The sequence below is a fragment of the Microbacterium sp. CCH5-D1 genome, assembly GCF_001557335.1.
Taxonomy (GTDB): Bacteria; Actinomycetota; Actinomycetes; order Actinomycetales; family Microbacteriaceae; genus Microbacterium; species Microbacterium oxydans.
In genome coordinates, this window is sequence record NZ_LSJW01000149.1 from 17,808 (window position 1) to 43,356 (window position 25,549).

Here is a 25,549-nt window from a genome sequence, read left to right on the forward strand (position 1 = left end):
CACGGGGAATGCGGGGGGCGCAGGCGGACGACGTAAAATCCCTAGGTGGCAACACCAAAGATCGTCCTCTTCTACGCGTTCACCCCGCTCGCCGACCCGGATGCCATCCGCGTCTGGCAGCGTGACCTCGGCGAGGCACTGGGCCTGCGCGGACGCCTGCTCATCTCGAAGGACGGCATCAACGGCACGCTCGGCGGCGACATCACCGCGCTCAAGAAGTGGCTGCGTTCGTTCCGCTCGTACCGCCCGTTCGCCGGTGCCGACATCAAATGGAGCGAGGGGACCGGTCTGGACGCCGAGGGTCGCAGCCTCGACTTCCCGAAGCTCAGCGTCAAGGTGCGTGACGAGATCGTGTCGTTCGGCGCACCGGGGGAGCTTCGCGTCGACGAGGACGGTGTGGTCGGCGGCGGCACCCGGTTGACCCCGGAGGAGTTGCACGGCCTCGTGGAAGAACGCGGCAACGACGTGGTGTTCTTCGACGGGAGGAACGCCCTCGAGGCGCAGATCGGGCGCTTCCGTGGGGCCATCGTGCCCGACACGGAGACCACCAGGGACTTCGTCGAGCTCCTCGACTCCGGCGTCTACGACGATTTGAAGGGCAAGCCCGTCGTCACGTACTGCACAGGTGGCATCCGCTGCGAGGTGCTGTCCAGCCTGATGACGGCCCGCGGGTTCGGTGAGGTGTATCAGCTCGAAGGCGGCATCGTCCGATACGGCGAGAAGTTCGGCGACGACGGGCTCTGGGACGGATCGCTCTACGTGTTCGATGGTCGAGGGTCCGTCGACTTCTCCGACCACGCAGCCGTCATCGGGGAATGCATCGGGTGCGGCGCGCCGACCAAGCGCACCGCGAACTGCCCCGATCTGTCGTGTCGATCGCAGTTCGTGGTCTGCGAAGGCTGCGACGCCGTGCGCTGCACCGCTCACGCCGCCTGAGCGGTCGGCACCGCGGCACTGCTCAGGCCGTCGTCACGCCCGGCTCGGCGGCTCGCGGAGCGTACAGAGAACGCGGCAGCACCACCGCCTGCACCCTCGTCCTGCGGTCGGCGCTCCGACGCAATCCGGTCAGCACCTCCTCCACGGGCTCGGCGAGATCGTCGGCCCTCTCGTCGGCGCGGGCGTAGTTCGAGCGCTCGACCGCGTCCGTGAGCTGCCGCATCGCCTCGGCAGGGATCTGATGCTGTGCCACCAGGCCGGCTGCGCGCACTCGGGGGGTGTCGGCGTCCGAGACGGGGATCTGCAGGTCGATCAGCGTATCCCGCAACTCGGCCCATGCAGCCGCGGAGTCCCCTCGGCGCGCTCTGCTCAGGCGCATGCGGCGTTCCACGAGGCGGATCATCGCAGGAAGCAGGAGCACCACGGCGACGCCGAACGCAGTGAAGACGACCGGCGTCGGGTCGAGGCGACGCAGCTCGTCGCTGCTGGCCGAGTCGCCTCCGGCGTCGTTGCGATCGATCTCCGGACCGGACGTCTCCTCGGCCTGCGGCGCCGTGGTCGGAGCGGGTGTCGACGGGGTTCCGGCGCTGCCGCCCTGCGTCGCTCCGGGACGGAACGCGGTGGGCACGCCCAGGGAGGCGGTGGGCTCGAAGGGCACCCATCCGATGCCGGGGAACAGCACCTCCGGCCAGGAGTGCAGCCGGTCGCTGGTCACGGAGAACACCGACTCGCTGCCGCGCTTCTCGTCGGTGAGGGAGCCGGGGAGGTACCCCACGACGATGCGCACCTGCATGTCGAGGCTCTCCGCCATCAGAGCGAACGCCCCGGCGAAATGCACGCAGTATCCGGAACGGACGTCGAGGAACTCCGCGACGGCGTCGGCTCCCGTCCCGTCGAAGCCCTCTTCCACCGGCGTCTCGAGTGAATAGGTGAACTGCGAGCGGAACCAGTTCTGCAGCGCGACGAGCCGGTCGTAGTCGGTGCTCGCGGCCGCGGTCACATCGTCGGCGAGCTCGCTGATGATGCCCGGCAGCTCGACCGGTTCGGCGTCGGGGTCGACCACCGGCGACGCGGCATCGACCGCCCTGATCTGTTCGAGGGTGGGGATGAGCCGCGTGGAGGTGACCGTGTAGTCGTTGCCGACGGCGTCCGCGCCCCGGGAGTAGAGCGTGCGATTGTCCGGAGCGATCCGCCACGCGTCGCTGAGGCCCTGCACGGCGGTTGCGGGATAGGGCACGGGTAGCCAGGAGCTCGACATCCGCAGCACCCTGATCGAGGTGTTCTGCTCCTCCGTCGCGATGTCCTCTGCCCATTCCGGGGGCCCGAACCCGTCGTCCTGCGCCTGCAGATCGCTGTCGTCGGGCTGCCAGACGCGGCCGTCGAAGCGGGAGAGGGTGGTCAGGCGCAGGTAGGGCGCGGTCTCGCCCTCGGCGGCCACCGTGAGCACCTCGACCGGGTTCGGCTGTCGCAGATCGTCACCGAGGCGCAGCGAGGCGTCCACGGTCACCCCGGTTCCGTTGCCGGCGAGGCTCGCGGTGACGGGAAGCAGTGGGGCGATGGCCACGGTCGTCGCAAGCGCGGCAGCCCCCACCGCCACAGCCAGAGACGTCGACGAACGGCGAGGGGACTCGGGATGCTTCCTGGCCGTGTAGCGGAGCAGCAGCAGTGCGATCACGCCGAACAGCACGAACCAGGCGACGTTGGTGTCGCCGAGCGTGACGATCATCGGCACCGCGCCGACGACTCCGGTCAGGAGCACCGCCAGCACGGCCGACCGGTGCGCCACGAGGTGGTCGAGCAGGATGGCGACCACCGCGAAGCCGACGCCCATCGCGGCCGCGAGGCCGGGGGACGGGTCCAGAGGAGCGGACCCGAACACGACCGCTTCGACCGCGGAGGCGCCCAGCACGCCGAACAGCGTCGCGGTCTCCGACGTCGGGATGATGCCGAAGAGAGCCGTATCGCCGGCGATGAGCAGCGTCACCACGGCGACGGCGACCACGATCTGCACAGCGAGCGTGGCGAGGTCCTGCACCCAGGCAGCCCGGCGACGCAGCAGGTGCCGCGCGAGCATTCCCGACCCGGCCACGGCGACGATGACCGCGATCACGGTGAACGACCACGCCCCGGGTGCGATCACCGAGGTGAACGGCCACATGGCCACGAGTGCCGCCGTCGCCGCGAGCGCGCCGGGACCGACGGCCCCGGGGGGATCGTCGTGGTCGCGGTGCCAGAACGCCGGCCTGCGCTCGACGGCGGCGGGGCTCGGCGGGGCGTGCTCAGCGCGGAACATCGCCGACTCCGATCCGTGCGGAGACGGCATCCTCCCACGCGGCCGAGATGTCCTCGCCGAGGGGCGCGACGGTCCACCCATGACGTGCCGCCGCTTCGGTGGCCCCCGGAAGAAGCTCGGTGCTGAACAGCATCGGCGCTGCGGCGCCCGCCGACCTCAGCAGTGTGGCGTCCTCCTCATCGAGGCGCCCGGTGATGTAGACGAGCGGTCCGGGAGGCGTGCCTCCGATGAGTGCCATCAGGTCGCGGCTCTCCCCGCGAGGCGTGACCATCGCGAGCGCTGCGAGCAGGCTGTCGCGGTCGTCCTCGTGCCCGCGGAGGGCGCCGAGCAGCGTGCCTGCGCTGTCGATCACGTCGACGCTGTACCCCTCGGAGGCCAGATGCACGGCCGCGGACGCGCACAGCGAGACGGCGGATTCGAAGGCAGGATCGACGTCGCTCCCCTGGGTATCCCAGCGGCGCCCGCTCCGGTCCAGCACGACCACCGCGTCGGGGCTGGACTCCTCCTCTTCCTGGCGAACCATGAGCTGACCGCGGTGTGCCGTGGCACGCCAGTGGATGCGCCGCATCGAATCCCCCGGGATGTAGCCGCGCGGCGAGAGGTTGTCACTGCCCTGTCCGAGCCTGGTCGATGAGGTGTGCGCTGTCCCCCCGGCCGCCCCGACCCGCACGGCGAGCGGGGCGAGGGCGAACACCTCTGGCACCACGGTGACGCTCCGGGTCTCGCCGAACGCCTGCTCACGCTGGGCCAGCCCGAACGGGTCGACGGTGCGCAGCATCAGCGGACCCAACGGCCAGACGCCTCTTCTGACACCGGTGATCAGGTAGCTGAGCTGCCCGTTCTCCGGAGGATACTCGCCGCCGGAGTCGCCCGACACCGCGTCGGGGAGCACATCGTGCCAGAGCCCGCGGGGGACGCGGATCGCGCGCAGCGAGAAGCGCACGGTCACGCGGGACGTCTCGGACACCGTCAGCAGATCGGTGGAGATCTGCCGCGTGACGGTGCCGGATCGTCGGGGCAGCCTGACGGCGAGGAGGGAGAAGAGCGTGACCGCCGCCAGCAGCACGCCGAGGTACAGCAGGATGCGGGTGCCCAGCAGGTTCGCGGCGATCATGCAGCAGAGCGCGGCGACGAGCGCTCCGGCGCCGCGACCGGTGAGGGCTCGTCGTCGTCGCATGATCGGTGTGTCAGGAACGGGTCGCGACGGGTACGCGCACCCGCTCGACGATCTGGGTGAGAGCGGCCTCGACGGGCTGGGCTCCCGTGCGATGTGCGCCGCGCGCCGGAAGCAGACGGTGCGCGAGGACCGGGATGAGCAGGGCAGTGATGTCATCGGGGATCACGTAGTCGCGGCCGTCGAGCGCCGCCCACACCTTCGCCGCCCTGACCAGCTGCAGCGTGGCCCTGGGGCTGGCGCCGAGGTGGAGGTTCGGGTCGTTGCGCGTCGCCTGCGCGAGGGCGACCGTGTACTCCTCGAGGGCCGGCGCGACGTGCACGGACCGTGCCCATGCGATGAGCTGCGCTATCGAGGATGCATCGGCGACGGGCGAGACGGCGGCGAGCGGGCTCACCACGTCCCGCTGGCGCAGCATGAGGGCCTCGGCCGCGGCGTCGGGGTATCCCATCGAGATGCGCATCATGAACCGATCGCGCTGCGCTTCGGGGAGGGCGTACGTGCCCTCCATCTCCAGGGGGTTCTGGGTCGCGACGACCAGGAACGGCTGGGGGAGCTGGTGGGTGGAGCCGTCGACCGTGACCTGGCCCTCCTCCATCGCCTCCAGCAGGGCGGACTGCGTCTTGGGGGAGGAGCGGTTGATCTCGTCGGCGATCACGATGTGCGCGAACACGGCACCGCGCTTGAACTCGAACTCGCGGTCGACCGGGTTGTAGACCGAGACGCCCGTGACGTCGCCCGGCAGCAGATCCGGGGTGAACTGGATGCGTCGCACCGTCGCGTCCACGCTGGCGGCGAGAGCCCTGGCGAGCATCGTCTTCCCCACGCCGGGAACGTCCTCGATGAGCAGGTGCCCTTCGGCGAGCAGGCATACGAGAGCGCTGCGCACCGCATCCGGTTTCCCGTCGATGACCTGGCCGATCGAACCGAGGATGGCCGACGTCTGCGCGGCGAAGCGTTCGGCGTCGATCGTCACCGGCATCAGGGGGGCGTTCTCTGGCATGCGTTCCCTCTCACATCGCGGCGCTGCGGTGCGCGTCACTCGATCGTAACCCTGCGCACGATGCGCCGCTCTGGCAGGTTCCCCTGAGGATGCGTGCACCGGATAGGCGCGCAGGGGAGCGCGGTTCGAAACGCGGCGCCGGTCGGGTTAGGATGGTTGACGGCTCTCCGCGTGGCGGCATCCAGGCCAATTCCCCCAGGGCGGAAACGCAGCAAGGGTAACCGGGCTCTGCTGGGTGCGCGGAGGGTCACTTTCATTTCCGGCGGGCGGGCGGGTCCGTCCGACGCTCAGTCGTCTCCTGGCTGCACCTGCGACAATCGTCCGGTGACCGTCACCCCGCCTCAGGCGCAGCACCCGCTCGGCCGATTCGCCTCACCGGTGCTGCTGCTCGTCGCCATGTGGGTCGTGCAGTTCGCCGACGCGATCCTCCCCGGCTCCTTCACCGGCTTCGGGTTGCGCTCCTGGGACGCCTCCGGACTCGGGGGCATCGTGCTCGGGCCACTCCTGCACGCGAACTGGCAGCATCTCATCGCGAACTCGGTGCCGTTCCTGGTGCTCGGGTGCCTCGTCGCCGTGGAGGGCACCCGCCGGTTCTGGGCCGTCACGGCCGTCGTCGCGCTCGTCGGCGGCATCGGCACCTGGGTGTTCAACGCGCCGGGCACACTCACGGTCGGCGCATCGGGGCTGGTGTTCGGTTACTTCGGCTATGTCGTCATGCGGGTGTTCGCCCCCGGCCGCGTCGCGCACCGCATCCTTTACGCCGTGATCGCCGTGGTCGTGATCGGGGTGTACGGGGGATCGATGTTCGCCGGCGTCTTCGGTGTCGCCGAGGGCATCTCCTGGCAGGGGCACCTGTTCGGCGCCATCGGCGGCGGCGTGGCCGCCTTCGTCGGTCGCCGCCCGAGAGCCGAGCGCGGAGCCCTGCCCGTATGAGTGCCGCACCGGCGTCGCGGGCGAAGCGCAAGCCGGCGGCGAGGAAGACGACGCGGCGAGGAACCGCGAAGCGCCGGCGCAAGCCCGGTGCTCGACGCCAGGCGGCGAATCGCCTCCGGCGCCGGAAGATCGCGCAGCGCCTTCTGCTTTCCGCCGGTGCGCTCATCGTGGCCGTCGGCCTCTTCGTCCTGATCCCGCTCGGTCTCGCGCGCGATCCCGCACCGATCTGCATCGACGATCCGCAGACGTTCCCCACGGCGGGGATCGAGGGCTGGAGCGGCGAGCAGCTCGAGAACGCCGCCACGATCATCCGCACGGCGGGGGCGCTCGGCTTCGGACGGGACGGGCAGATCCTCGGTGTGATGACGGCGATGGGCGAGAGCAGCCTGCGCAACATCGACTACGGCGACTGGGAGACGCGCGGATTCACGAACCCCGACGGTTCGCGCACCACCAGCATCGGACTGTTCCAGCAGCAGGAGTGGTGGGGCAGCGCCGAGCAGAGGATGGATCCCGCGACGGCGACGACGCTGTTCTTCGAGCGGCTCGGACGGCTCCCCGACTGGCAGACGATGGAGCCGTCGCACGCGATCCATCGGGTGCAGATCAACACCGACCGCGACTACTACTCCCGGTTCGGGGCCGACGCCACGGCTGTCGTCGACGCCCTGTCCGGACCGTGCGGGTGACGCCAGGCAATTGATCCGGTGCGACGCTCGGTGCGTTCATCGACGCCGCGCCTAAGCTGAAGCCGTGGCGCAGAGCATCTACATCACCTCGGCCGAAGGCCATACCGGCAAGTCGACGATCGCCCTCGGGGCTCTCGATGCCCTGATGCGCGTCTCGCCGCGGGTCGGCGTGTTCCGGCCCATCGCCCGGTCGGTCACGGAACGAGACGAGATCCTGGAGCTCCTGCTCGCCCACGACGGGGTGAACCTCGACTACGACGACTGCATCGGCGTCACCTACGACGATGTGCGCGCCGACCCCGAGGCGGCGCTGTCGACGATCGTGGCGCGATTCAAGGCCGTCGAGGCGCAGTGCGACGCCGTGGTCGTGGTCGGCAGCGACTACACCGATGTGGCGAGTCCCGCCGAGCTCGGCTTCAACGCCAGGATCGCGGCGAACCTCGGTGCGCCGGTGCTGCTCGTGCTCAGCGGCCGCGACCAACAGCGTCAGGCCGAGCAGCTGGGCACGACGACGGCTCGTCCGGCCGCGGCGATCGCGCAGATCGCCGCTCTCGCCCTGTCCGAGCTCGCGGAGGAGCGTGCGGAGCTGTTCGCCGTCGCCGTGAACCGCGCCGATCCCGCAGCGCTCGACGACATCGTCGCTGCCGTGCACGCAGCCCTGCCGGCCGAGAGCACACCCGTGTGGGCGATCCCCGAGGACCGCGCACTGGTCGCGCCCTCGATCCGCGGCATCCTCGCCGCCGTCGACGGCACCCTGCTCAAAGGCGATGACGGCCGGCTGACGCGAGAGGCGCTGACGATCGTCGTCGCCGGCATGTCGATGGTCAATGTGCTGCCGCGGCTCACCGAAGAGGCCGTGGTGGTGATCCCCGCCGACCGTACCGAGGTGCTGCTCGCCGCGCTGCTGGCCGATTCGTCCGGCACCTTCCCGCGCATCGCCGGCATCATCCTGAACGGACCGTTCCCGCTGCCGGAGCCCATCGTGCAGCTGCTCGACGGCTTCGCGTCGTCGGTGCCGATCATCACCACCGATCTGGGCACCTACGACACGGCGGTCCGGGTGATGAGCACTCGAGGACGCATCTCCGCCGACTCGCGAACACGGTACGACCGTGCGCTCGCCCTCTTCCAGGCCCACGTCGACATCACGGAGCTGACGGAGCAGCTCGGGCTCGCGGAAGCGCACGTGGTGACGCCGCTGATGTTCCAGTACGGACTCATCGAGCGCGCCCGCGCGGACCGCCGTCGCATCGTGCTGCCGGAAGGGGACGACGACCGCATCCTCCGCGCCGCGGCGACGCTGCTGGCGAGAGAGGTGGCCGATCTGACGATCCTCGGCGACGAGGCGGCCATCCGTGGTCGGGCGGCCGAGCTGGGGATCGACATCGCTGCGGCTCAGGTGCTCAGTCCCAACGACCCCGGCCTCGTCGAGCGCTTCGCCGCGGAGTACGCACGGCTGCGGGCGCACAAGGGGATCACCATCGCTCAGGCCGCCGACACCGTGACCGACGTGTCGTACTTCGGCACCATGATGGTGCATCTCGGACTCGCCGACGGCATGGTCTCCGGCGCCGCGCACACCACGGCGCACACGATCCGCCCGTCGTTCGAGATCATCAAGACCAAGCCGGGTGTGAACGTGGTCTCCAGCGTGTTCCTGATGGCGCTCGCCGACCGCGTGCTCGTCTACGGCGACTGCGCCGTGATCCCCGACCCCACCAGCGAGCAGCTCGCCGACATCGCGGTCTCGTCGGCGACGACCGCCCGGCAGTTCGGCATCGATCCACGGGTGGCGATGCTCTCGTACTCGACGGGGGAGTCCGGCTCCGGTGCCGATGTCGACAAGGTGCGCGCGGCCACGGCTCTCGTGCGCGAGCGCGCCCCCGAGCTTCCCGTCGAGGGCCCGATCCAGTACGACGCGGCGGCGGACGCGGCAGTGGCCAAGGCCAAGCTCCCCGACTCTGCCGTGGCGGGCAGGGCGACCGTGTTCGTGTTCCCCGACCTCAACACCGGCAACAACACGTACAAGGCCGTGCAGCGCTCGGCCGGCGCCGTCGCGATCGGACCGGTGCTGCAGGGCCTCAACAAGCCCATCAACGATCTCTCCCGTGGTGCCCTCGTCGCCGATATCGTCAACACGGTGGCGATCACGGCCATCCAGGCGCAGGGAGCAGAGCGGACGACAGAGCAGACGGAGGACCCGGCATGAGCGCCATCCTGGTCATCAACAGCGGATCCTCGTCACTGAAGTACAGCCTGATCGACATCGAGCAGGAGAACCTGCTCGCGAGCGGACTGATCGAGCGCATCGGTCAGCAGGCCAGCCCGGTCGCCCACACCGTGCGCCCCGTCGTCGACGGCGATGCCGTGCCGACGATGCTCGATGCCACCTTCCGCAGCGAGCGGCCGATCGCCGACCACGCTGAGGCGTTCGAGGTGATGCGAGAGCAGTTCGCCGCTCACGGCCCCTCGCTCGACGACCACCGCCCCGTCGCGGTCGGGCATCGCGTCGTCCACGGTGGTGCGCGCTTCTACGCCCCGACCCTCATCGACGCCGACGTGGAACGTCAGATCGACGAGCTCGCGGTGCTCGCGCCGCTGCACAACCCCGCGAACCTCGCCGGTATCCGTGCCGCGCGGGCGGTGTTCGACGAGGTGCCGCACGTCGCGGTGTTCGACACCGCCTTCCACCAGACGCTCCCGCCCGCCGCCTACACCTATGCGATCGACGCCGCGCTCGCCGCGGAGCATCGGGTGCGACGCTACGGCTTCCACGGCACGAGCCACCAGTACGTGAGCGAGTCGGCCGCCGCGTTCCTCGGCCGCGACATCTCCGAGCTCCGTCAGCTGGTGTTCCACCTCGGCAACGGCGCGTCGGTGACCGCGATCGACGGCGGCAAGTCGGTGGAGACCTCGATGGGCCTCACGCCGCTCGAGGGCCTGGTCATGGGCACACGCTCCGGAGACATCGACCCGGCGGCGCTCGTGCACCTGTCGCGCCGCGCCGGCCTGTCGATCGACGACCTCGATTCCCTGCTCAACACCCGCAGCGGGCTCGCCGGCCTCGCGGGGCGCAGTGACATGCGCGACATCCTCGCCGGTGTCGAGGCCGAGGACGACGCGGCGATCCTCGCCTTCGACGTCTACGTGCACCGCCTGCGTGCGTACGCAGGTGCCTATATCGCACAGCTCGGGGGAGTGGACGTCATCGCCTTCACGGCCGGTGTGGGCGAGAACGCGGCCCCGGTGCGCGCTGCGGCCATGGCGACGCTCGGGTTCGCCGGTGTGGAGATCGACGGGGCGAGGAACGAGGCGCGCGAGCGGGGCATCCGGCGCATCTCCGCGGATGCGTCTCGCGTCACGGTGCTGGTGGTGCCCACCGACGAGGAACTGCAGATCGCCAGGCAGACGGCCGAGCTGCTCTGATCCGCTCTCGGGGGTTACCCCGTGGCGCGTCACCGCATTACGCTTGCACAGTGGCACGGAGAGGTGCCGGCCCGACGATCGCCCTTCTCCTGGAGGCTCTGTGCCCGAAGCACTGCCCGACCTGTTCCACGCTGACGGCGTGCTGTTCGACCTCGACGGCGTGCTGACCCCCACGGCCGAGGTGCACATGCGTGCGTGGAAGGCCGTCTTCGACGACGTCTTCGCCCGATGGGGCATCACTCCGCCGTACAACGATGCCGATTACTACGACTACGTCGACGGCAAGAAGCGCTACGACGGCGTGGCGAGCCTGATGCGCAGTCGCAACGTCGAGCTGCCATGGGGCGACGTCGACGACGACCCCTCAGCCGAGACCGTGTGCGGTATCGGCAACCGTAAGAACGCCGCGTTCGCCGCATCGCTGCGCGGTCAGGGCATCGCCGCGTATCCCGGCTCGCTCGCCCTCGTCGAGGCTCTGCACGAGGCCGGCATCCCGCTCGGGGTGGTCTCGAGCTCCAAGAACGCCGAAGAGGTCCTCGGCGCCGCCGGCATCCGCTCCTTCTTCCGCATCGTGGTCGATGGCGTCGTCGCCGAGCGCGATGGTCTGGCCTCCAAGCCCGCAGCCGACATGTTCGCCGCCGGTGCCGCCGTCCTCGGCGTCGACCCGGCCCGCGCCGTAGCCGTCGAAGACGCCACGTCCGGCGCCGCTTCCGCCGCCGCAGCCGGTTTCGCGACCGTCGTCGGCGTCGACCGGGGCACGGGCGCAGACGCCCTCCGGGCCGCCGGTGCGACCGTCGTCGTCGACGACCTCGCCGTCTTCCTTCCCGCCTCCCGCACCGAGACCCCGGAGTCCGCATGATCGATCGCGACCGCTTCCCCGTCGACCCGTGGCGTCTGATCGACACGCATTACTCGGAGGAAGGCGTCGGCGAGACGCTGTTCTCGGTCGGCAACGGCTACCTGGGTCTGCGCGGCAACCACATCGAGGGTCGCGGCGCCCAGGAGCACGGCACCTTCATCAACGGGCTGCACGAGACGTGGCCGATCCGCCATGCCGAACAGGCCTACGGCTTCGCCGAGGTCGGGCAGACGATCGTCAACGCACCGGATGCCAAGGTCATGCGGGTGTACGTCGACGACGAGCCGATCTCGCTCGACGACGCCGACGTGCGCGAGTACCGTCGCACCCTCGACCTGCGCACCGGCGTGCTCGAGCGCTTCGTCGTGTGGGAGACGCCGTCGGGCAAGCGGGTGCGGATGCGTGACGAGCGGATCGTGAGCTTCGAGGAGCGCCACCTCGCGGTACTGCGACTCGAGGTGGTGGTCGAGAACGCGGATGCGCCGGTCACGATCAGCTGCCAGCTGCTGAACAGGCAGGACGGCGCCGGTGTCTACGCCGGTACGCCGATCGGCACCAAGGCCGCGGCGTTCGACCCCCGCAAGGCCGAGAAGATCGCCGATCGCGTGCTGGAGCCCGCCGAGCACTGGCAGGACGGGCTGCGCTCTGCGCTCTCCTACCGCGTCGCCGATTCGGGGATGACGGTCGCGGTGGTCGCCGACCACGTGGTGGAGACCGAGAACGAGTTCAACGCCCGCACGCTCGTCGAGCCCGACATCGCGAAGAACGTCTTCCGCGTGCAGGCGAAGGCCGGTGTGCCGATCACCGTGACCAAGCTCGTCAGCTACCACACGTCGCGTGGCGTGCCCCCGAGGGAGCTGGTCGGCCGGTGCCGGCGCACGCTCGATCGGGCTGCGGACGAGGGCGTCGAGACGGTGTTCCGTCGTCAGAGGGAGTGGCTGGACGCGTTCTGGGACCGCAGCGACGTGCAGATCGGAGGAAGGGACGACCTGCAGCAGGCCACCCGCTGGTGCCTCTTCCAGCTCGCTCAGGCATCGGCGCGCGCCGACGGCGCCGGAGTGCCGGCCAAGGGCGTCTCGGGTTCGGGATACAGCGGCCACTACTTCTGGGACACCGAGATCTACGTGCTCCCCTTCCTCACCTACACGTCGCCCCGGTGGGCTTACAACGCCCTCCGCGCACGGGTGGGGATGCTGCCGGCCGCACGGCGCAGGGCGGCCCAGCTCAACGAGGCAGGAGCCCTGTTCCCGTGGCGCACGATCAACGGCGAGGAGGCCTCCGCCTACTACGCCGCCGGCACCGCGCAGTACCACATCAACGCCGACATCAGCTTCGCGCTCGGCAAGTACGTGCGTGCCACCGGGGACGAGGAGTTCCTGCGCCGCGAGGGCGCGGACATCGCGATCGAGACCGCGCGGCTGTGGGCGACGCTCGGGTTCTGGCGTGCTTCGCGTCTGGTCGAGGAGACCGGGGCGGGCGACGGGATCGACACGTTCCACATCCATGGCGTCACCGGCCCTGACGAGTACACGACGGTCGTCAACGACAACCTGTACACGAACGTCATGGCGCGCTACAACCTCCGCTACGCGGCCAAGGTCGTGCGCGAGATCCGCGAGAGCTATCCCGAGGACTACGTGAAGCTCGTCGATCGCACGGGACTCGGACCAGGAGAGGCCGAGGCCTGGGACCGCGCGGCCGAGGCGATGTACATCCCCTACAGCGAGGGGCTCGGCATCCACCCGCAGGACTCGCTGTTCCTCGAGCGCGAGGTCTGGGACCTCGCCAACACCCCGGCCGAACAGCGTCCGCTCCTGCTGCACTTCCACCCTCTGGTGATCTACCGGTTCCAGGTGCTCAAGCAGGCGGATGTCGTGCTCGCGCTGTTCCTGCAGGGCAATCACTTCACGCCGGAGGAGAAGAAGGCCGACTTCGACTACTACGACCCGCTGACCACCGGCGACTCGACGCTGTCGGCCGTCGTGCAGTCGATCCTGGCGGCCGAGGTGGGGTACCAGGACCTCGCGCAGAAGTACTTCGAGCAGTCGCTGTTCGTCGACCTGCACGACCTGCACCACAACGCGGCTGACGGCGTGCACGTGGCGTCGGCGGGCGGGGTGTGGACAGCGCTGGTGTGCGGTTTCGGCGGTATGCGCGACTATGCCGGCGACCTCAGCTTCGACCCGAGGCTCCCTGCCGGATGGCCGTCGCTGTCGTTCCCGCTGCAGTGGCAGGGGTCGACCTTGAGGGTGACGGTGACGAAGGACGAGCTCCGCGTGGAAGTGCGCAACGGGCCGCCCGTGCCCTTCAGCGTGCGGGACACGGCCTACATCGCGACGGTGGAGGATGAGGTCGTCGTGCCGCTCGCCGATCAGGGTCCGCTGATCCCCGGACGGCCGACCCTCCGGCAGTTCGCCGACGCCCGACGCGAGGACGGGACGCGCATGTCGGCGTCCGTTCCCGTGATCACCACGGCGATCCCGGTGATCGAACCGATCGACTGACCGCTCGGCCCGCCGAAGGTCGGTGGCACGCCGTAGGCTGTTGTGGTGACCACAGCCCTCTACCGCCGCTACCGCCCCGAAGCATTCGGCGAGATGATCGGGCAGTCCCAGGTGACCGATCCGCTGATGACGGCGCTGCGAGGCGACCGGGTCGGCCACGCCTACCTGTTCTCCGGTCCTCGCGGGTGCGGGAAGACGACGTCTGCGCGCATCCTGGCGCGGTGCCTGAACTGCGCCGAGGGGCCTACCGACGTGCCCTGCGGAGTGTGCCCGAGCTGCGTCGAGCTGTCGCGCGCCGGCGGTGGATCGCTCGACGTGGTCGAGATCGACGCCGCGAGCCACAACGGCGTCGACGACGCGCGCGACCTGCGTGAGCGGGCCACCTTCGCCCCGAGCCGCGACCGCTACAAGATCTTCATCCTCGACGAGGCGCACATGGTGACGCCCCAGGGGTTCAACGCGCTGCTGAAGCTCGTCGAAGAGCCGCCGGAGCACGTCAAGTTCATCTTCGCGACCACCGAGCCCGAGAAGGTGCTCGGCACCATCCGCTCGCGCACCCACCACTATCCGTTCCGACTCGTGCCGCCTGCCGCGATGCTCGAGTACGTCGCCAAGCTGTGCGCCGAGGAGGGCGTGATCGTCGAGCAGGGTGTGCTCCCGCTCGTGGTCCGCGCGGGTGGCGGTTCGCCGCGTGACACCCTCTCGCTCCTCGACCAGCTGATCGCCGGGTCGGACGCTCCGGCCGGGTCCGAGACGGTCACGGTGGGCTACGCGCGCGCTGTCGCCCTGCTCGGATACACGCACGCTGCGCTGCTCGACGAGATCGTCGACGCGCTCGCGGCCGGCGACGCCGCATCAGCCTTCCCCGCGATCGACCGTGTGGTGCAGACCGGCCAGGACCCTCGCCGCTTCGTCGACGACCTGCTCGAGCGTCTGCGCGACCTCATCGTGATCGCGGCGGTCGGGCCCGGAGCCTCCGCCGTCCTGCGCGGGGTCGCGGAAGACGACCTGGAGCGCATGCGGGCTCAGGCCGACGCATTCGGCTCCGCCAGGCTCTCGCGCACGGCCGATGTGGTCAGCGCCGCCCTCGACGACATGTCCGGTGCCACCTCGCCACGGCTGCACCTCGAGCTCATGGTCGCGCGCGTCCTCGCCGGAGCGACCGACACCGCCGCGTCGGCGCCCGTGGCTGGAGGCGAGCGCGCGGCCACGGCTTCGGCCCGTCCGACTGCTGCTCCGGCCGCGGCAGCCCCGGCAGCTCCGGCCCCGGCAACTCCGGCCCCGGCAGCGGTAGCACCGTCTGCACCCCCGGCAGCCCCAGCTCCGGCGGCTTCTGCATCGGTTCCGTCCGCCGCTCCTTCGGGGGCGCCCGCCGCCGCTGCAGCGGAGCCCGCGGCACCGGCGCCCACCGCGGCGGAGTCCGCCCCCGCCGATCAGCGCCCGGCAGACGAGCAGGGAGAAGGCGCGCGAGGCGCAGACGAGACCGCCGGCGTCGCTCCCGAAGCAGCAGCCCCCGAGGTCGCCGCACCGCAGGGGCCGGTCACCTTCGAGCGGATCCGTGCAGCGTGGCCGGCGGTGCTCACGCGTCTCGAGAGCATCAGCCGCACGTCCTGGTTGCTGGCCACGGCCGTGCAGCCGCTTGCCTACGTCACCGAGACCGAGGTGTTGACCCTCGGGTTCACCAGCCAGCACGATGTGGCGAAGTTCAAGGGCACGACCCCTGGCTCCGGTCCCTCCGATCACCTGCGGTCGGCGATCGAGAACGAGCTCGGCGTGCGCGTGAAGTACCTGCCGGCTCCCATGCCGGCGGGAGGTGCTCCGCGTCAGCCCTCGCCGTCAGGGGCGTCGACGCCGGCGGATGCCGCTCCCGCATCGGAGCCTGCGTCAGCGGGTTCCCCCCGTCCGCAGTCCCGCAGCGCCTCCGCCTCGGCGGTGACGGAATGGGCTGTCGCGCCGATCCCGACCGCGACCGAGCGGCCGGTGAACCAGGCTCCAGTTCCGACGGCGCCCCTCGCCGTCGACGACGAGCCCGAAGAGGTCGAGGCTGCCGCTTCGGCTCCCGCGCCCCCCTCCGACGGTGCCGTGGACCGAGACGAGCCCCCGCTGCCCGGCGATGACGAGGCTCCGGCCTTCGACGATGAGCCGCCGTACGACCCTTCGTACGAGCCGCCCGCAGAGTCGCCGCTCCCGCAGCAGGCGTCTCCTGCGCGGTCCGCGCCGCAGACGCAGCGCACCGCTGTCGCCGCCGCCGCCCCGCCGGTCGTCGTCGAGCGCCAGCCCTCCGCCGGGGGAGTGCAGCGCTACGGTGAGGCCGTGATCCGCCAGGTGCTCGGCGCGACGTTCGTGCGCGAAGAGCCCTACGAGCCCCCGACGAGGTTCTCCTGATGTATGACGGCATCGTCCAAGAGCTGATCGACGAGTTCGGACGGCTTCCCGGTATCGGGCCCAAGTCCGCCCAGCGCATCGCATTCCATATCCTGCAGACGCCGACGTTCGATGTCGCGCGTCTCGCCGAGCTGCTCGGCGAGATCCGTACCCGCGTGCGGTTCTGCGAGGTCTGCGGCAACGTCGCCGAGCAGGAGCGCTGCGCCATCTGCCGCGATCCGCGCCGCAGTCAGGCGCTGATCTGCGTGGTCGAAGACGCGAAAGACGTCGCGGCGATCGAGCGCACCAGGGAGTTCCGCGGGCTCTACCACGTGCTCGGCGGAGCGATCAGCCCCATCGCCGGCATCGGTCCGGACGATCTGCGCATCGCCCAGCTGATGACACGCCTCGCCGACGGCACGGTGCAGGAGGTCATCCTCGCCACCAACCCGAACCTCGAGGGGGAGGCGACCGCGAGCTACCTCAGCCGTCTGCTCACGACGATGCAGATCACGGTCTCCCGCCTCGCTTCCGGGCTGCCCGTCGGCGGAGACCTCGAGTACGCCGACGAGGTCACCCTCGGTCGTGCCTTCGAGGGCCGGCGCATCCTGTGAGCCCGAACGCGGGCTTCTCGCGGCGCGGCTGGCTCCTCTTCGGGGCCATGGCGCTGCTGTGGGGAGTGCCGTATCTGTTCATCAGCGTCGCGGTCGAGTCGTTCTCCCCGCCGGCGATCGTGGCGGGGCGCACTCTCATCGCGGCTCTCCTGCTGCTGCCCTTCGCGATCCGCAGCGGAGCGCTGCGAGCCGCTCTGAAGCACTGGCCCTGGGTGCTCGCCTTCGGTGCCGTCGAGATGGCAGGGCCTTTCGTGCTGCTCGGGCATGCCGAGATGACGCTGCCCTCGGGCATGACCGGTCTGCTCGTGGCGACGGTGCCGCTGTTCGCCGCCCTGATCGCCCTGGGCGGCGGTGACCGCGGAGTGCTGAGGCCCGCCCGCGGCATCGGACTGCTGGTCGGCTTCGTCGGCGTGGCGGTCGTGGTCGCCGGTCCTGGACTCTTCGGCGGCGAGGTCAGCCTTCTCGCCGCTGGTGAGGTGCTCCTGGTCGCCGTGCTGTACGCGATCGCGCCGTTCATCGTGGCGCGCAAGCTCAACGACGTCCCCTCGCTCGGCACCATCACCCTGTCCCTGCTGATGATCGGGATCTTCTATCTGCCGATCGGAGCGCTCACCCAGCACGAGGTGCCCACGCTGCCGTCGATCGCCGCGCTTCTCGCACTCGCAGTGATCTGCACGGCGGTGGCGTTCCTGGCGTTCTTCGCGCTCATCCGTGAGGTCGGACCGGTGCGCGCCCCGCTGTTCACCTACATGAATCCGGTGGTCGCGATCATCCTCGGTGCCATCGTCCTCGCCGAACCCCTGACTCCCGGTCTGCTGCTCGGCTTCCCGCTGATCATCGTCGGATGCTGGTTCGCTGCCACCGGCGGCCGCCTCCGTCCGGTCTCGCCCCAGGCGCTCCCGCCCTCGCTCTGACGCCTGCTCGCCGCGCACCCGGCAGGCGTCACATGCGCGGCGGGGCATGCGCGCCGATCGTAGAATGAGCGTGGGCGGATCCGCCCATCATCCCAGGGAGTGATCGTGGCCCTCATCGTGCAGAAGTACGGCGGCTCATCCGTCGCCGACGCAGAGAGCATCAAGCGCGTCGCCAAGCGCATCGTCGACACGCGTCGCGCAGGACACGACGTCGTGGTCGCCGTGAGCGCCATGGGCGACACCACCGACGAGCTGCTCGACCTCGCGAACGAGGTCGCACCGATCCCTGCTCCGCGCGAGCTGGACATGCTGCTCTCCAGCGGAGAGCGCATCTCGATGGCGCTGCTGGCCATGGCGATCCACTCGATGGGCTTCGAGGCGCGCTCCTTCACCGGCAGCCAGGCGGGCATGATCACCGACTCGCAGCACGGTGCCGCCCGCATCGTCGACGTGACGCCGGTGCGCCTGCGTGAAGCCCTCGACGAAGGGGCGATCGTGATCGTGGCCGGGTTCCAGGGCTTCAACCGCGACACCCGCGACATCACGACCCTCGGTCGTGGAGGATCCGACACCACCGCCGTCGCGCTCGCCGCCGCGCTCGACGCCGACGTGTGCGAGATCTACAGCGACGTCGACGGCATCTTCACCGCCGATCCGCGTGTGATCCCGAAGGCGCAGAAGCTCGACCACGTCTCGAGCGAGGAGATGCTCGAGCTCGCAGCCAACGGGGCCAAGGTGCTGTACATCCGCGCCGTCGAGTACGCACGCCGCCACGGGGTCCTCATTCACGCCCGGTCGACCTTCTCGTCGTCCGAGGGCACGTACGTTCTGGGCGAGGGCATGAAGAACCCTCGCGAAGCCGAGGGAGCAGTCATGGAAGAACCGATCGTCGCCGGCGTCGCCACCGACTTCAGCCAGGCCAAGATCACGGTCGCGGGCGTGCCCGACGTGCCGGGCAAGGCCGCCGAGATCTTCAAGATCGTCGCGAAGTCGGGCGCCAACGTCGACATGATCGTGCAGAACGTGTCGGCGACCGGACGCACCGACATCTCCTTCACTGTGCCGAAGGCGGATGCCGCCGGTGCCCTCAAGGCCCTCGCGGGGGAGCAGACCGAGGTCGGGTTCCAGAACCTGATCCACGACGACCAGATCGGCAAGCTCTCGGTCGTCGGGGCGGGCATGCGCACGCACTCGGGCGTCTCCGCGACGCTCTTCGAGGCGCTCTCCGCCGGAGGAATCAACATCGAGATGATCTCGACCTCCGAGATCCGCATCTCCGTGGTGCTCCGCGACACCGACCTCACCGAGGCCGCTCGCACCGTGCACACCGCCTATGGGCTCGACGGCGACGCCGAGGCCACGGTCCACGCCGGCACCGGCCGCTGATCTCTGCCGTTCCCCCTCGTTTTCCTGCCGACGACTCGAGTGCGGGGAGCGGAGAGCCGGCACTCCTTCCGGTCGCGGTAGACTCACCGCAACCCTGACACCGGCGCCAGGCGCAGCCTCAGCACCCCGACGCCGCGCCCGAAGCCTCGTACGCAGTACCGCACGACGCCAAGGAACATCATGACCCGCATCTCCGATTCAGGACTCTCCGTCGCCATCGTCGGCGCCACCGGCCAGGTGGGCACCGTGATGCGCGAGATTCTCGCCGAGCGGTCGTTCCCGATCCGCGATCTGCGGCTGTTCTCGTCCGCGCGCTCTGCCGGCACGGCGATCGAGTTCGGCGGCGCCACCGTCATCGTGGAAGACGTTGAGACCGCGGACGCTGCGGGGATCGATATCGCCCTGTTCTCGGCCGGTGCCACGGCGAGCCGTGCCTACGCACCCCGATTCGCCGCAGCCGGCGCCGTGGTCGTCGACAACTCCAGCGCCTGGCGCATGGACCCCGAGGTGCCGCTCGTGGTCAGCGAGGTCAACCCGCACGCGATCGACGAGCGCCCCAAGGGCATCATCGCGAACCCGAACTGCACCACGATGGCCGCGATGCCCGTGCTGAAGGCGCTGCACGCGGAGGCCGGTCTCGAGCGTCTGATCGTCTCCACCTACCAGGCCGTCTCCGGGTCCGGTCTCGCCGGTGCCCAGGAGCTCCTCGGTCAGGTCGAGGGAGTGCTGGCCCAGGGCGACACCCTGCGCCTCGTGCACGACGGATCCGCGGTCGACTTCCCCGAGCCGGAGAAGTACATCGCGCCCATCGCGTTCGATGTCATCCCGTTCGCCGGCAACCTCGTCGAGGATGGCGACAACGAGACGGACGAGGAGAAGAAGCTCCGCAACGAGAGCCGCAAGATCCTCGAACTCCCCGATCTTCGCGTCGCCGGCACCTGCGTGCGCGTACCGGTCTTCACCGGGCACTCGCTGTCGATCAACGTCGAGTTCGCCGACGACATCACGCCCGAGCGTGCACGCGAGGTCTTGAGCGCTGCGCCCGGCGTCGTGCTCGACGAGGTGCCGACGCCGCTGCAGGCTGCGGGGCAGGACCCGAGCTTCGTGGGTCGCATCCGTGCCGACCAGTCCGCCCCCGAGGGCAAGGGGCTCGTGCTGTTCCTGAGCAACGACAACCTGCGCAAGGGTGCCGCGCTGAACGCGGTGCAGATCGCCGAGATCCTGGCCGAGCGCCTGGCGGTCATAGCCTGACTGCATCCCCGTCATGTGGAAGCGGTCTGGTGGAACCCGCCGCATGGTCGGCGGCAGCGCGCCCGCGAACTAGACTGGCTCGGTGACTGAAAACGTCGATGTCGTCCTGATCGGCGGTGGCATCATGAGCGCCACCCTGGGTACTCTCCTGCACGAGCTGCAGCCGGAGTGGAAGATCGTCGCCTTCGAGCGACTCTCCGAGGTGGCTCAGGAGAGCTCCAACCCGTGGAACAACGCCGGCACGGGCCACGCCGCCCTGTGCGAGCTGAACTACATGCCCCAGCAGGGCGACGCTCCCCTCGACCCCGCCAAGGCGGTGTCGATCAACGAGCAGTTCCAGCAGAGCCGTCAGTTCTGGTCGTCTCTGGTGGAGCGGGGCGTGCTCGACGAGCCGTCGACCTTCATCAACGCGACACCGCACATGACGTTCGTGCGGGGCGAGAAGGACGTCGCCTACCTCAAGAACCGCTACGAGGTGCTGAAGAAGCAGCCGCTGTTCGCGGGCATCGAGTACAGCGAGGACTCTCGCGTCATCAACAAGTGGGCGCCGCTGCTCATGCAGCAGCGGCGGAAGGGCGAGCCCTTCGCTGCGACGCGTGTGCCCGCCGGTACCGATGTCGACTTCGGCTCCCTCACGCACCAGCTCTTCGACCACCTGACCGACGCTGGCGTGTCGTTGCGCACGAATCACGAGGTGCGCAGCCTGAAGAAGCAGAAGGACGGAACCTGGCTGGTCAAGTACCGCAACAGCATCGGTCACACCCCGAGCGAGGTCAGGGCCCGCTTCGTGTTCGTCGGTGCGGGTGGCTGGGCGCTCAAGCTGCTGCAGAATTCCGGCATCCCCGAGATCAAGGGCTACGGCGTCTTCCCGATCGGCGGGCAGTTCCTCAAGACCACGAACCCGACCATCGTCGCTCAGCACAAGGCGAAGGTGTACTCGCAGGCGTCGGTCGGCGCTCCGCCCATGTCGGTCCCGCACCTCGACACCCGTGTCGTCGATGGCGAGGCCTCGCTCATGTTCGGACCGTTCGCGACCTTCAGCCCGAAGTTCCTGAAGAACGGCTCGATGCTCGACATCGTCACCCAGGTGCGTGCGCACAATCTGCTGCCGATGCTGCAGGTCGCGGTGAAGAACCCCGACCTCATCACGTATCTCGTGAGCGAGCTGCTGAAGAACCACGCCAAGAAGGTCGACAGCCTCCGCACCTTCATGCCCACGGCCAAGGATGAGGACTGGACCCTCATCGATGCCGGTCAGCGCGCCCAGGTGATGAAGAAGGACCCGAAGAAGGGTGGCATCCTGCAGTTCGGCACCGAGGTCGTCGCGGCGGCCGACGGTTCCATCGCGGGCCTGCTGGGGGCGTCGCCCGGAGCATCCACCGCCGTCCCGATCATGCTCGACCTGCTCAAGAAGTGCTTCCCGGCCGAGTACCCGGGGTGGGAGCCGGAGCTGCGTGCCCTGATCCCCACATTCGGTGAGAAGCTGAACGAGAACCCGGAGCTCGCGGAGAAGTCGACCGAAGCCACGGCAGCCGTCCTCGGCATCAACGTCTGAGATCGTCCCGTGGCGAAGCTCTACTTCCGCTACGGCGCGATGAACTCGGGCAAGTCGACTGCTCTGCTGCAGGCTGCCTACAACTACGAGGAGCGTGGGCAGCGGGTGCTGCTCGCGAAGCCGGCGATCGATACCAAGGGCGCGTCCGAGATCGAGAGTCGGCTGGGCGTCACACGCCGGGTCGACTTCCTCATCGCCCCCGACGACGATGCACGAAGGGTGTTCGCGAAGCATCGTGAGCGCATGCAGCATGCGACCGACGACGAGCTGCTTCCCGAAGGCCCGCGCGACGTCGCGTGCCTGCTGATCGACGAGGCGCAGTTCCTCACCCCGACTCAGGTCGACGACCTCTTCCGTATCGCCGTCGTCGACGGCATCCCGGTGATCGCCTACGGCATCCGGAACGACTTCCTCACGCACGCCTTTCCCGGTTCCGCGCGCCTGCTCGCGATCGCGCACTCGCTGGAGGAGCTCAAGACCATCTGCCGGTGCGGACGGAAGGCCGTGTTCAACGGCCGCGTCGTGGGCGGGCGCTTCGTGTTCGACGGCGACCAGGTCGCCATCGACGAGGGCGCGACCGGGTCGGCGTCGCCCGAGCTGACCACTTACGAGTCGCTGTGCGGCACCTGCTATCTCGAGGAATCCGGCGGACGCCTGGGCTGAGCCCGCCACCCTCCACCCGGGCCCGGCGCAGCGGGTGTGTCGGCGACCCTGTTTGCGTGGTCTGACCACACGCGATACTCTGTGGTCAGACCACAGGAGGATCGATGGCGGACCAGCCGGCACGCGCTTGGCGCCTCGTGCTCGAGCACATCGAACGCGACCTGCTCGACGCGCGCCTCGGCCCGGGTGACCGACTGCCGTCCGAGCGGGATCTCGCCACCGAGCTCGGCGTCGGGCGCTCGAGCGTCCGTGAGGCGTTCCGCGTGCTCGAGGTGATGGGGCTCATCCGCACCGCGACCGGTTCCGGCCCGCAGTCGGGGGCCATCGTGATCGCGACGCCCACGGGAGGCATGTCAGCGCTGCTGAGGCTTCAGGTCGCGGCGCAGGGCTTCCCCCTCGACGATGTCGTGCGGACTCGTCTGGTGCTCGAGGATGCGGTGGTGGTGGCGATGGCCGGCGCACCGGAGCGTGACACGAGCCGCGCGCGGGAACTGCTCGCCGCGATGGACGAACCCCTGCTCTCGCCATCGGAGTTCCTCGCCCTCGACGCTCAGCTGCACCTCTCGCTCGCCGAGGCCAGCGGCAACACGGTCATCGCCGCGATGATGGCTGGCCTGCGTTCCTCGATCGAGTCCTACGTGCAGGCGGGTGTCGCCACCATCCCCGACTGGGAGGCGATGTCGGCCCGGCTCCGTGCCGAGCACCGCGCGCTGGTCGCCGCGATCGATGCCGGCGACGTGGATGCCGCGCGGTCCCTGATCCACACGCACATCACCGGCTACTACACGTCCACGGGCCTCACCCGTGAGATTCACCCCCAGATCTGAGAGGCACATCATGGTGCAGCGCCAGTTCCCGAACCCCGCCGAACTCCTCGAGCTGATGAAGTTCAAGAAGCCGGAGCTCGACGGCCGCAAGCGACGGCTGGAGGGGGCCCTCACCATCGACGACCTGCGCCTGATCGCCAAGCGACGCACGCCCAAGGCGGCCTTCGACTACACCGACGGAGCCGCGGAGGGCGAGCTGTCCCTCACCCGGGCCCGTCAGGCTTTCCGGGACGTGGAGTTCCATCCCGGCATCCTGCGTCCGGCTCCCACGGTCGACACGACCGTCGACATCCTCGGCGGTCCGTCCGCTCTGCCTTTCGGGATCGCGCCCACCGGCTTCACGCGCCTGATGCAGACCGAGGGCGAGACCGCCGGCGCCGGAGCTGCCGCGGCCGCCGGCATCCCGTTCACGCTCTCCACGCTCGGCACCACCTCGATCGAGGGTGTCAAGGCTGCCAACCCGCAGGGGCGCAACTGGTTCCAGCTCTACGTCATGCGCGACCGCGAGATCTCCTACGAACTCACCCGTCGTGCGGCGGCGGCGGGCTTCGACACCCTCCAGTTCACGGTCGACACTCCGGTCGCCGGTGCGCGCCTTCGTGACAAGCGCAACGGTTTCAGCATCCCGCCTCAGCTCACGCTCGGCACGATCATCAACGCGATTCCGCGGCCGTGGTGGTGGTATGACTTCCTCACCACGCCGAAGCTCGAGTTCGCCTCCCTCAGCACCACAGGGGGCACGGTGGGGGAGCTGCTGGATGCGGCGATGGACCCGACGATCAGCTACGACGATCTCGCGGTGATCCGCGACATCTGGCCGGGCAAGATCGTCATCAAAGGCGTGCAGAACGTCGAGGACTCGGTGCGCCTGCGTGACGCCGGAGTCGACGGCATCGTCCTCTCGAACCACGGAGGGCGTCAGCTCGACCGCGCGCCGATCCCCTTCCATCTGCTGCCGGAGGTGCGTCGGGCGGTCGGCGACGACTTCACGGTCATGATCGACACCGGCATCATGAACGGCGCCGACATCGTCGCCGCGGTGGCGCTCGGCGCGGACTTCACGCTGATCGGGCGGGCCTACCTCTACGGTCTGATGGCGGGTGGACGTCAGGGCGTCGACCGCACGATCGCGATCCTGCGCAGCGAGATCGAGCGCACGATGCGCCTGCTGGGTGTCGCGTCCCTCGCCGAGCTCGAGCCCGCGCACGTGACCCAGCTGACCAGGCTGGTTCCCGTCGCACGCGCCGCCGCGGAGGCCCGCGTGAGCTGAGATCCTGCCTGAGCGTCAGCACCCGGTGGGCGCCGGCTTCAGGACTGCGTGGCCACGGATCGCGTGCGTGGAGGCCACGGCACGAGCATCGATGTCGTGCGGCGGTAGTCGGCGTATGCCGGGTACTTCGACGCGGTGATCGACTCGGTGAAGATCGTCGAGCCGATGAACAGCACGGTGAGGAGCGCGGGTCCGATGATCGTCGGGTTCAGCACGCCGCCGATGATTCCGGCGCCACCCGCGACCGCTGCCGTCGCACCGATCGCGTAGAAGGCCCACCACTGCGCCTGCTCGAAGAAGAAGTTGGGGTGCCTGCTGTACCGGAACAGTCCGGTCGTGGCGAAGCCGGGAGGGAGGGTGCCGCCCGCCTTCTTCTTCCGCTGATGGAACACCCACTGCTGCTGGTCGGCGATCGTCTCCCCGACCAGGAACGCGAGGAACGCGGCGATGAACAGCGCATCCCATCCGGTGAGCGCAGACGGATTCCGGGCGGCGAGGGCAGCCGGCAGCGTGATGAGCACGAGCAGCGCCATCTGGTAGCAGATGATGAACAGCAGGTTGAAGATCTGGAACTGCCAGGGACGCATGCGTCCTCGGAGGATCGCCCAGCGGTAGTCCTCCATCCCGGTGTAGCCGCCCTTGCGGGCGAAGTTGAAGGTCAGCCGGGCTCCCCACGCCGTCGCCAGGACAGCCATCAGGACGACGCCTGCCGAACCCTCGCCGTTCACGAAGGCCCCGGCGACGAAGATCCACACATAGGCGACGGGGACGATCGACCAGGCGCGATCGACCCAGGAGGTGTCACGGGTGATCAGGGAGAGCACCCAGCAGGCCGCACTGGAGACCGCGGCGACGACGATGACGATCAGCAGGGCATCCATGACGCCA

Annotated in this window: 20 protein-coding genes and 1 other RNA gene; 17 read left to right on the forward strand and 4 right to left on the reverse strand. The window is 69.6% G+C overall.

What is annotated here, in order from left to right; translation table 11 throughout:
- Positions 1–45: 45 nt before the first annotated feature.
- The gene (gene trhO, locus AX744_RS09285) at positions 46–936 is read left to right on the forward strand and encodes an oxygen-dependent tRNA uridine(34) hydroxylase TrhO (protein WP_061016490.1); all 891 of its coding nucleotides are present in this window, start codon (positions 46–48) and stop codon (positions 934–936) included.
- Positions 937–958: 22 nt separating this feature from the next.
- Here the strand turns inward: trhO and AX744_RS09290 are convergent, their stop codons facing one another.
- Genes AX744_RS09290 through AX744_RS09300 form a run of 3 tightly spaced genes read right to left on the reverse strand, consistent with a single transcriptional unit; the run spans position 959 to position 5,406 of the window.
- Positions 959–3,229, reverse strand: coding sequence for a transglutaminase family protein (locus AX744_RS09290; protein WP_061016492.1), 2,271 nt, complete (start codon positions 3,227–3,229; stop codon positions 959–961).
- The gene (locus AX744_RS09295) at positions 3,216–4,406 is read right to left on the reverse strand and encodes a DUF58 domain-containing protein (RefSeq protein WP_058632103.1); all 1,191 of its coding nucleotides are present in this window, start codon (positions 4,404–4,406) and stop codon (positions 3,216–3,218) included. Before AX744_RS09295 ends, AX744_RS09290 begins: the two co-directional genes overlap by 14 nt.
- Before the next feature lie 10 nt (positions 4,407–4,416).
- A complete protein-coding gene (locus tag AX744_RS09300) occupies positions 4,417–5,406 on the reverse strand; it encodes an AAA family ATPase (RefSeq protein WP_061016494.1) in 990 nt (329 codons plus the stop codon).
- A 158-nt stretch (positions 5,407–5,564) separates the two neighbouring features.
- Between AX744_RS09300 and ffs the strand changes: the two genes are divergently transcribed.
- From ffs to AX744_RS09380, 16 genes are all read left to right on the forward strand, one after another.
- An RNA gene (gene ffs, locus AX744_RS09305) (signal recognition particle sRNA small type) lies at positions 5,565–5,661 on the forward strand.
- 69 nt (positions 5,662–5,730) lie between these two features.
- The gene (locus AX744_RS09310) at positions 5,731–6,339 is read left to right on the forward strand and encodes a rhomboid family intramembrane serine protease (protein ID WP_061016496.1); all 609 of its coding nucleotides are present in this window, start codon (positions 5,731–5,733) and stop codon (positions 6,337–6,339) included.
- Positions 6,336–7,028, forward strand: a complete 693-nt coding sequence (locus AX744_RS09315; RefSeq protein ID WP_061016498.1) for a hypothetical protein — start codon at positions 6,336–6,338, stop codon at positions 7,026–7,028. The genes AX744_RS09310 and AX744_RS09315 overlap by 4 nt, the downstream gene beginning before the upstream one ends.
- A gap of 64 nt (positions 7,029–7,092) precedes the next feature.
- A complete protein-coding gene (gene pta, locus AX744_RS09320) occupies positions 7,093–9,237 on the forward strand; it encodes a phosphate acetyltransferase (protein ID WP_061016500.1) in 2,145 nt (714 codons plus the stop codon).
- The gene (locus AX744_RS09325) at positions 9,234–10,454 is read left to right on the forward strand and encodes an acetate/propionate family kinase (RefSeq protein WP_061016502.1); all 1,221 of its coding nucleotides are present in this window, start codon (positions 9,234–9,236) and stop codon (positions 10,452–10,454) included. Before pta ends, AX744_RS09325 begins: the two co-directional genes overlap by 4 nt.
- A 100-nt stretch (positions 10,455–10,554) precedes the next feature.
- Positions 10,555–11,313: an HAD-IA family hydrolase gene (locus tag AX744_RS09330; RefSeq protein WP_061016504.1), complete on the forward strand. Its 759-nt coding sequence runs from the start codon at positions 10,555–10,557 to the stop codon at positions 11,311–11,313.
- Positions 11,310–13,817: a glycoside hydrolase family 65 protein gene (locus AX744_RS09335; protein ID WP_061016505.1), complete on the forward strand. Its 2,508-nt coding sequence runs from the start codon at positions 11,310–11,312 to the stop codon at positions 13,815–13,817. The genes AX744_RS09330 and AX744_RS09335 overlap by 4 nt, the downstream gene beginning before the upstream one ends.
- Positions 13,818–13,862: 45 nt before the next feature.
- The gene (locus AX744_RS09340) at positions 13,863–16,202 is read left to right on the forward strand and encodes a DNA polymerase III subunit gamma and tau (protein ID WP_197429202.1); all 2,340 of its coding nucleotides are present in this window, start codon (positions 13,863–13,865) and stop codon (positions 16,200–16,202) included.
- Entirely contained in the window at positions 16,202–16,795 is a 594-nt protein-coding gene (recR, locus tag AX744_RS09345; RefSeq protein WP_046747905.1) for a recombination mediator RecR, read from the forward strand. The genes AX744_RS09340 and recR overlap by 1 nt, the downstream gene beginning before the upstream one ends.
- Positions 16,792–17,709: a DMT family transporter gene (locus AX744_RS09350; protein WP_061016509.1), complete on the forward strand. Its 918-nt coding sequence runs from the start codon at positions 16,792–16,794 to the stop codon at positions 17,707–17,709. The genes recR and AX744_RS09350 overlap by 4 nt, the downstream gene beginning before the upstream one ends.
- Positions 17,710–17,814: 105 nt before the next feature.
- Positions 17,815–19,095, forward strand: coding sequence for an aspartate kinase (locus tag AX744_RS09355; RefSeq protein WP_046747949.1), 1,281 nt, complete (start codon positions 17,815–17,817; stop codon positions 19,093–19,095).
- Positions 19,096–19,275: 180 nt separating this feature from the next.
- The gene (locus tag AX744_RS09360; RefSeq protein WP_061016510.1) at positions 19,276–20,346 is read left to right on the forward strand and encodes an aspartate-semialdehyde dehydrogenase; all 1,071 of its coding nucleotides are present in this window, start codon (positions 19,276–19,278) and stop codon (positions 20,344–20,346) included.
- Between the two features lie 82 nt (positions 20,347–20,428).
- Positions 20,429–21,901 carry a malate:quinone oxidoreductase gene (locus tag AX744_RS09365; RefSeq protein ID WP_046747908.1) on the forward strand — a complete coding sequence of 491 codons (1,473 nt, stop codon included), beginning with the start codon at positions 20,429–20,431 and terminating at the stop codon, positions 21,899–21,901.
- Positions 21,902–21,910: 9 nt separating this feature from the next.
- Positions 21,911–22,564, forward strand: a complete 654-nt coding sequence (locus AX744_RS09370; protein ID WP_046747909.1) for a thymidine kinase — start codon at positions 21,911–21,913, stop codon at positions 22,562–22,564.
- 104 nt (positions 22,565–22,668) lie between these two features.
- Complete coding sequence (locus AX744_RS09375; protein WP_046747910.1) at positions 22,669–23,391, forward strand: FadR/GntR family transcriptional regulator; 723 nt, start codon at positions 22,669–22,671, stop codon at positions 23,389–23,391.
- Positions 23,392–23,401: 10 nt separating this feature from the next.
- Entirely contained in the window at positions 23,402–24,661 is a 1,260-nt protein-coding gene (locus tag AX744_RS09380) for an alpha-hydroxy acid oxidase (protein ID WP_046747911.1), read from the forward strand.
- 38 nt (positions 24,662–24,699) lie between these two features.
- Here the strand turns inward: AX744_RS09380 and AX744_RS09385 are convergent, their stop codons facing one another.
- Entirely contained in the window at positions 24,700–25,542 is an 843-nt protein-coding gene (locus AX744_RS09385; RefSeq protein ID WP_061016512.1) for a DUF1295 domain-containing protein, read from the reverse strand.
- Between the last annotated feature and the right edge of the window lie 7 nt (positions 25,543–25,549).